This is a genomic window from Hyphomonas sp. (genome assembly GCF_037969335.1).
GTDB lineage: Bacteria > Pseudomonadota > Alphaproteobacteria > Caulobacterales > Hyphomonadaceae > Hyphomonas.
Window position 1 is genome coordinate 1 of the sequence record NZ_JBBKXE010000069.1, and the last position, 3,329, is coordinate 3,329.

Here is a 3,329-nt window from a genome sequence, read left to right on the forward strand (position 1 = left end):
TTGTCGGCGACCTCAACGTCGCCCCGCACGAGAACGATGTCTGGTCGCACAAGCAGCTCCTGAAGATCGTCTCGCACACGCCCATCGAAACCGAACTCCTCGAAGACTCGCGCCAGACGGCCGCCTTTGCCGACATTGCCCGCATGGCGGTGCCGGACGAGCAGAAGCTGTATTCCTGGTGGAGCTATCGCGCCAAGGACTGGGCCGCCTCGAACAAGGGCCGCCGCCTCGACCATATCTGGGCCAATCCCGACGCCCTCGCGAACACCCGGGTCGACTCCTACCGCGTCCACCTCCCCTGGCGCGGCGGCTGGAAACCCTCCGACCATGCCCCAATCAGCGTGAAGGTGAGCATTTAGGGCGCGGCCCACAACACAGCATGAGCCTAGGAGCCTCCGAGCAATGGCCAAGGAATACGTGATAGACGGCGGAGACGGAGACCAAACCTACTTTTCTGAACCGATATTCCTGGAGGAAGTTCAGGCAGACTGGTTCGAAGGACAGGTGCTACGGGGTGAAGGAATGCTTTTGCGTGCAAAAGACGGCAAACACGCGGGTGAGTATTTCATCGTGACGTCGAGGGGGACCGATAGCATAGCATCTCAGCTGGATCGAAATTCTGTTGCGAGTGTGGTCGTTCACGTCGTCACGAACCCAACAACGTCTTTCAATGGTGGAGAAAAGGACGCTAACCCATTTGGAATGACGTTTCTGGAGCCTCTAAACCGGGCGTAGGATGGGTTGAGCGGAGATAATTAGATGAGCACGAAATGGAAGAATTTGCTGATCTACGGAGTGGTTGGGGTAGTAATTACGTTTGGCGCGCGGGCACTTTGGAACGAAGACACGAAGACACGAAGATGTTGATCGCTCCCTTTTTGATCGTTTCAATCATTGTGTTGGCGTATGGCGCGTCGAAGAGATTTTTCGAATAATCCCTCAGCCCTCACCCCGACGACCCCTGCGCAGGCAGGGGTCCATGGACGGGCGGCGCTCCAAGGTGCGATGGGAAAGCCCTGTCCATGGATACCTGCCTTCGCAGGTATCCCCGTGAGGAGAGGGAATCCCAAAAGGGCTCAGGATGAGCGCTTGTTTCACGCCGTACCCCCGCCTTGAACAATGCACTGACATGGATCAACTTGACAGCGCCGAGCCGTGCTACGCTCCAATTGTCTGCGAGCCGGTCGAACGCTTTTGCCCTCGGCCCGGATCAGAAACAGCAATCGACCTCCCCCTTTTCGGTGTCTCCGCGCTGGGCGGCGGTTCGAAAAAGGAAGTCAGTCATGCAAGTCCAGATCAACACCGACGAAAACGTAGAGGGTAGCGAAGAACTCTCCGCCCACATTTCGACAGACATCCACACCCGTCTGGATCGCTACAGTGAGCACATCACCCGGATTGAAGTGCACCTGAGCGACGGGAACGCAGAAAAGTCCGGCGCGCACGACAAGCGCTGCCTCATCGAAGCCCGCATTGAAGGCCGCCAGCCGGAAGTGGCCAGCGACGAGGCCGACACGCTCGAAGGCGCCTGGTCGGGCGCCGCCAAGAAGATGCAGCACGTCCTGGAGACGACCCTCGGCAAGCTCAACCACGTCAAGGGCGCTGACACGATACGGACCGGCGAGTTGTAAGCGGACGACAGCCGCCAGATACGCCACCCAACGAACCCGCGAGGAACAAGATCATGACCAGCAAAAAACCTGAGACGCCAACCAAAAAGAAAACCGACAAACCCGCAGACACATCGCCCGCCCCCGTCGACCGCCCCGGCTTCGATATCGGCGGCGCATCGGGCGACGGCAACGCGGGAACAGGTGTCGGCCTCGGCCCGGATGCAGGCGAAGACGCAGACGATCGCCGCCTGCCGGGCCGTCGCGGCAAAGGCGTCTATCCCACACCTTCCCCAACCTGATCCCCGCCCGGCCTATATACTGGCCACCATGACAGACCCGTCCGCCTTCATCGCCCATGGCTTGCTGAAGCAAGCGTAGGGTGGGTTGAACGCAGCGATACCCGCCATCCCATGCGATGGGGAAAGATCAGTGCCCGCCCAAGACAACCCCTCCCCCTGAAAGGGGGAGGCTGGGTGGGGGTCCGATACCAATGCCGCCAAGGGGCTCATCCTGAGCGAAGTCGAATGACGGGCCCCGTGCGACGGATATGTCCCGCCCGCGCCCTTCGAAGTCGCTCAGGGTGAGCGCTTAAAAAGGAAGCCCTATGGCTGCAACCGATACCCGCCTGCATCCGTCAGCAACAGGCGCGCGTGCGACGGGTCCGGTTCAACCTTCTGCCGCAGGCGGTAGATATGGGTTTCGAGCGTGTGCGTCGTGACGGCGGCATTATAGCCCCAGACTTCCGACAGCAATTCCTCACGCGCCACCGCCTTGCCACCTGCGCGGTAGAGGTATTTCAGGATATTGGTTTCCTTCTCCGTCAGGCGCACCTTGCGGCCCTCGGCCGTCACCAGCAGCTTCATCGACGGGCGGAAATCATACGGGCCGATCTGGAACGTCGCGTCTTCGGATTGTTCAAAGCTGCGCAAATGCGCCCGCACACGGGCCAGCAGGACCGAAAACTTGAACGGCTTGGTGACATAATCATTCGCCCCGGAATCCAGCCCCAGGATCGTGTCGGCATCGCCGTCCTGCCCGGTCAGCATGATGATCGGCGCGTTTACGCCTTTCTGGCGCATCAGCTTGCAGGCTTCGCGGCCATCCAGGTCCGGCATCTCGACGTCGAGCAGGATCAGGTCGATCCGCTCGGCAACCGCTGTGGCGACGCCATCGCGGGCATTGGCTGCCTGCAATGTTTCAAAACCATCATGCAGCTCGAATTGCTCGGCCAGCGCCTCGCGCAGGTCATTATCGTCATCCACCAGCAGGATTGTCTTCTTTGCAGACATTTTCCGCTCCATTCCGTTCAATTGCGCCTTGCACATATCCAAGACAGCAACAGATGTCATAAGAATGTGGCTGACAGGCGATCACAACACAGGGAGATGCGCGTGAACAGCCACTTCATTGCCCGCGCCGACGGCGCATTCGCCGGCATGGATTTTTCCTGCCGCTGCGCCCTCGGCAAGGGCGGCGTCATTGGCGTCGACCTGAAACGCGAGGGCGACGGCGCCTCACCAATCGGAATCTGGCAGACGCGGCGCCTGTTCTACCGGCCAGACCGCACCCAGCCGCCGGAAACGCGCCTGCCGAAGGTCCCGCTACGCCACGATGACGGCTGGTGCGATGCGCCGGGCGACCCGCTCTACAATCGCCCGGTCGCCCTGCCCTATCCGGCATCGGCCGAGAAACTTTGGCGCGCCGACCATGTCTACA

At 60.6% G+C, this 3,329-nt stretch carries 5 protein-coding genes and 1 pseudogene; 5 read left to right on the forward strand and 1 reads right to left on the reverse strand.

Annotation, left to right across the window (positions count from 1 at the left end; genetic code table 11):
* The 4 genes from AADA04_RS05615 to AADA04_RS05630 form a co-directional block, all read left to right on the forward strand.
* The coding region (locus AADA04_RS05615) for an endonuclease/exonuclease/phosphatase family protein (protein WP_340692267.1) at nucleotides 1–359 on the forward strand (359 nt) is incomplete at its 5' end.
* A 43-nt stretch (nucleotides 360–402) separates the two neighbouring features.
* Nucleotides 403–735 carry a hypothetical protein gene (locus AADA04_RS05620; RefSeq protein WP_340692268.1) on the forward strand — a complete coding sequence of 111 codons (333 nt, stop codon included), beginning with the start codon at nucleotides 403–405 and terminating at the stop codon, nucleotides 733–735.
* Between the two features lie 548 nt (nucleotides 736–1,283).
* Nucleotides 1,284–1,631, forward strand: a complete 348-nt coding sequence (locus tag AADA04_RS05625; protein WP_340692269.1) for an HPF/RaiA family ribosome-associated protein — start codon at nucleotides 1,284–1,286, stop codon at nucleotides 1,629–1,631.
* A gap of 53 nt (nucleotides 1,632–1,684) precedes the next feature.
* Complete coding sequence (locus AADA04_RS05630; RefSeq protein WP_340692270.1) at nucleotides 1,685–1,912, forward strand: hypothetical protein; 228 nt, start codon at nucleotides 1,685–1,687, stop codon at nucleotides 1,910–1,912.
* A gap of 303 nt (nucleotides 1,913–2,215) precedes the next feature.
* On the opposite strand, the gene AADA04_RS05635 is transcribed toward AADA04_RS05630, so the two are convergent.
* Nucleotides 2,216–2,902, reverse strand: a complete 687-nt coding sequence (locus AADA04_RS05635) for a response regulator transcription factor (RefSeq protein ID WP_340692271.1) — start codon at nucleotides 2,900–2,902, stop codon at nucleotides 2,216–2,218.
* Nucleotides 2,903–3,004: 102 nt separating this feature from the next.
* Between AADA04_RS05635 and AADA04_RS05640 the strand changes: the two are divergent.
* Nucleotides 3,005–3,329: pseudogene (locus tag AADA04_RS05640) on the forward strand (hypothetical protein); the annotation flags it as partial.